Consider the following 4,590-nt stretch of genomic DNA (forward strand, 5'->3'; position numbering starts at 1 on the left):
TCGGCCGGGGCCCACCGCCCCCCCGCCAGCGCCGCTGCGTCGGGTCCCGCGGGGCGGGTGGCCGGGGCCCTCGTGTCCTGAAGGGGCCATTGAGGACGTTCAACGTCCTGAAGGGGCCGTTGGGGACATCGACGGGGCCCGGCGCGCGGCAGGGGAGCAGCAGCGAGTCACCGTGCGCGGGCTGGCCGCGGCGATGGGCGTGCAACCCGCCACGGTGTCGCTGGCCGAGCTGGCCACCCGGCGCCCGAAGGTCGAGCGGGTCGTGCCCGGCGAAGGCGAGTGGCACCCCAGCCTGATTTCGCCGTTCACCGTCTACGAGTTCAAGAAGCGCCGTCCGCTGGTGACCCTGGATCACCACTACGTCGGCGCCTACGTCACCGGACAGGACGCGGTCGCGCGGTACCAGCAGTCCATGAACCAGCTGGCGGCCAAGCGTGCCTGGGGCGAGGCGACTTCCCGTGCCGTGATCGCGAAGGCCGCCGTATCCCTGGAATCCGGCTGACCGGCGGGCAGTGCCGGTTTGCCCGATCGGTTCCGCTTCCTGGACAGAACGGGCAGCAACCTTTCGCGGCTAAGCCGCTACCAGCGGTTTTGTGGGTTTGTGTTCGTTTCACGACCTGTTCTGTCTGTTCCTGTCCGCCCAGTCGTCTTCCCGCCGACGTAGCCTGACGGCACACTGCTCCCGCGAAGGCGCGGCACCTCCCCGTGACCTGGCAGGACGGAGACCTTGTTGACCTCGACGCTGACCACCGGGAACGGCGATGCCCGAAGAGGATGACGAACTCCGGGCCGTGCTCCTCGGCCCGGTGAGCGCCCACCGGGCGGACATCGAGCTCCCGCTCGGCCCGACCCGGCAGCGCGCCGTGTTCGCCGTGCTCGCCGAGCGGGCGGGCAGGCCGGTGCCGCGCGCCGAGCTGGTGTCCGCGATCTGGGGTGCGCAGCCGCCCGCCAGCGTCAACGGCAACATCCACACCTACATCTCGGGGCTGCGGCGCGCGCTCGAACCGGAACGCGGCCGGTGGGCCGCCGGCGAACTGCTGACCAGCACCGCGGCCGGGTACACCCTGCGGATCGCCAGGGAGAACGTGGACACGGCACGGTTCGAGCGGCTGCTCGAGCGGGCCCGCGGCGAGACGGACGCGCGGACCACGGCCGGGTTGCTCGACGACGCGCTGGCTCTGTGGCGCGGCGAACCGCTGTCCGGGCTGCCGGGCCCGTTCGCCGAGCAGGCCCGCGCCCGGCTCGCCGAACTGCGTGTCACCGCGCACGAGCTGCGTGCCGCGGCCCTGCTGGATTGCGGTGCGCACGGGGAACTCACCGCGGGGCTGCTCGCCCTCGTCCACGAATACCCGCTGCGGGAACGGCTCAGCGAACTCCTGATGCTCGCGCTCTACCGCGACGGCCAGCACGCCAAGGCACTCGAGGTGTTCAGCGACGTGCGGGGGCGGCTCCGCGAGGATCTCGGCGTCGAGCCCGGTCCGGAGCTGCGAGAACTGCAGTCCCGGATCCTGGCCCAGGATCCCGGCCTCGACCCGCACCAGAACGTGGCGGCTCCCGCGCACACCCCGAAGCACGAACCGCTCCTCGCCCTGCCGGCGCAGGTCGCGCGCCGGCGACAGTCCACTGAGGACACTACGTTCGTCGGCCGGGAGGAGGAACTGGCCCTGCTGCGCGACCTCGTCGACAACGTCCGCGACGGCCGCGGCGGGATGGCCTGGGTCGAGGGCGAGTTCGGGATCGGCAAGTCCGAACTGCTCGTCACCGCGCTCACCGACGCCCCGGACCGCGGCTGTCAGCTCGGCTGGGCGATCGCCGACGAGCTTTCCGGGCGGATCCCGCTCCAGGTCATGCTGGCGTGTCTCGGTATCGACAAAGCGACCGGCGACCCGGCGCAGTCCGCGCTGGCGCTCGGCCTCTTCGACCCCCAAAACACCGGCGAGGACCGCGACCCGGCGCTCGCCACCGTCGGGCGGTTGCTGTCGTTGATCGACGAGCTGTGTGCCCGGGGCCCGCTGGTGCTGGTGGTCGACGACATGCAGTGGGCCGACGAAGCGAGCGTGTTGCTGTGGCACCGGTTGACCGCCGCGACCCGGCAGCTGCCGTTGCTGCTCGTGACCGCCGCCCGCCCGGTGCCGCGCACCCCTCAGCTCGTGCGGCTGCGCCAGGCGATCGGAAGCCGGGGCGGCGCGATCATCGATCTGGCCCCGCTCACCGACGAACAGACACTCGAACTCGAGAAACACCTGCTCGGCGCGGAACCCGGGCCCGAACTACAGGATCTGGTGGAACGCACCACCGGCAACCCGCTCTACATCACCGAGCTCACCGGCACCCTGATCCGCGAGAGGGCGCTGCGCACGACGTCCGGCGTCACGGATCTCGCGGACAGCAGCACCTACGCCGCGCCACGCAGCCTCATCGACACCATCCGGCGGAACCTGGACGTGCTTTCCGCCGAGACACACGAGGCCCTGCGCTGGGCTGCCTTGCTGGGCACGGAATTCACCGTCACGGACATCGCGGCCGTCGCCGGGAAACGGCCGTCGGAACTCGTGATGGCGTTCGAAGAATCCGTGGCCGCCAACGTGATCGTCGATGCCGACACGCACCTCGCGTTCCGGCATCCCTTGCTGCGCCAGGCTTTCTACGACGGCATCCCGGCCGGCGCGCGGGCCGCCCTGCACCGCCAGGCCGCGGAGGCACTCGCCGGGGTCGGATCCCCGGTGACCCGCGTCGCCGAACAGGTCGTGGCGACGCCGGTGCCCGATCTGTGGGTGCTGCAGTGGCTCGTCGACAACGGCACCGCGGTGGCCAACCGGGCACCGCTGCTGGCCGCGGAGTTGCTCGCCCGCGGGCTCGAAGCGTGCCCGCTGCGCGACGCCCGGCGGGAGGTGCTGGCCGCGGCGCTCGTCAAGGTGTTGTTCCGGCTGGAGCGGCAGCCCGAGGAAGAGGCCCGCGCCGCGCTGGCGATCGCCACGGATCCCTACCGGGCCGCGGAAATGCGTCAGCTGCTCGCCGCGATGCGCTACCGGCGCGGGGACGCCGAGGCCGCGGTGCGGACCGTCGAGAAGGCCGTCGACGACCCCGCGGTTCCCGAGATCTGGCGTCAACGGCACCGCCATCTGCTCGCCAACTTCCGGCGCGGCGGGCTCGACGACCTCGACGCCGCCGAGGAATCCGCGCACCAGGCGCTCGCCGCGGCGGACGGGGACGCGTACCTCACCGCGCACGCGTTGCAGACCCTGTGGCTCACCTCCTCGGTGCGGCGTCACCACGAAACCGCGCTCGCCCACATCGACAACGCCCTCGACGTGGCCGGACGCGGCGGGGACCTCGCCGAACTCGAACTCGACCTGCTCGACAACCGGCTGTTCACCCTGCAGAACCTGGACCGGCTGACCGAGGCCGACGACACCCTGCGCACCGCGCGGCGGATCGCGATCAGCAACGCCTTCGGCAACGAACTCCAGGTGCCCGCCGCGGTGCACGACTACTGGACCGGCCGCTGGAACGAAGCACTCGTCGAACTCGACACGGTCGCCGAAGACGGCCCCGCCATCACCTTCCTCGGTCTGCGCGAACCGCCGGCGGCGGCGTTGCTGCTGCACGGTGTCGCGGCGTACATCGCGGCACGGCGCGGCGATCGGGCCCAGGCCGCGGCGCACCTCGAAGCCGTCGAAGAGTACGCGCCGGCGACCAGTTCGGAGCGGGAGAGCATCGACTTCCTGCTCGTCGCGCATTCGCTCACCCTCGAACAGCGTGGCAGGCCGGAGGAGGCGCTCGAAGTCCTCGAGCCGTTGCTCACCCCGGAATTCTCGCCCATGATGCTCCGGCACCAGTGGCTGCCGATGATCGTGCGGCTCGCCCTCGACATCGGCGCGACGGACCGGGCGCACGACGCCATGCGGATCTGCGCCGAAGAAGCGGCGAAGGAACGACCCGCCGCACGCGCCGCGGCCGCGGCCCGGTGGTGCCGGGGGCTCATCGACCAGGACCCGGCGCCGGTACTGGCCGCGGCCGACCACTACCGGCGCGTCGGACGGGTCGTCGAGCTGGGCATGGCGTTGGAGGATGCCTCGGCCCTGCTCGCGAAACGCGGCGAAACCGAAGCGGCGCAAGCAGCCTTCGCGGAAAGTGCCGCGCTGTACGCGGACCTCTCCGCGAGCTGGGACCTCGAACGCGCCACGAACCGGCTGGCCGCCTTCGGCATCCGCCGGGACGTGACGGTGCCCCGGCCCCGGTCGCGCCACGGCTGGGAATCCCTTTCCCCGGTGGAGCGGAAGATCGCGCGGCTCGTCGCCGCCGGGCACTCCAACCCCGCCATCGCCGAGCACCTCGACCTGCCGCGCCGCACCGTGCAGGCCCACGTCGCCCGGCTGCTCGGCAAACTCGGGACCACGTCACGGGATCGGGTCGCCGCGGAGATCGGGGCGCTCAACGGGATCGGCGGGAGCACCCGGCCCGCGCTCTCGCGCTGAAGCACTCACCGGTTTCCCTGGTTGTCCTTTGTGGATTGGCGGTCCATGAAGGCGGCCGTTGCGGGGCGCTACGGCCGGGAGGGGGGCGTCTAGGGCTTTGGGGGGCCCAGGG

General features: G+C 72.1%; 2 protein-coding genes. Both read left to right on the plus strand.

Going from position 1 to position 4,590, the window contains the following annotated elements; all coding sequences use genetic code 11:
- The first annotated feature begins 172 nt into the window (after positions 1–172).
- On the plus strand, positions 173–502 hold the full coding sequence (locus tag ACFWX1_RS46830) for a Scr1 family TA system antitoxin-like transcriptional regulator (protein WP_378396409.1): 330 nt from the start codon (positions 173–175) through the stop codon (positions 500–502).
- Between the two features lie 259 nt (positions 503–761).
- Complete coding sequence (locus tag ACFWX1_RS46835; RefSeq protein WP_378396410.1) at positions 762–4,478, plus strand: BTAD domain-containing putative transcriptional regulator; 3,717 nt, start codon at positions 762–764, stop codon at positions 4,476–4,478.
- The last annotated feature ends 112 nt before the right edge of the window (positions 4,479–4,590 follow it).

The sequence above is a fragment of the Amycolatopsis sp. NPDC059021 genome, from assembly GCF_042739895.1.
In the GTDB taxonomy this organism is placed as follows: domain Bacteria; phylum Actinomycetota; class Actinomycetes; order Mycobacteriales; family Pseudonocardiaceae; genus Amycolatopsis.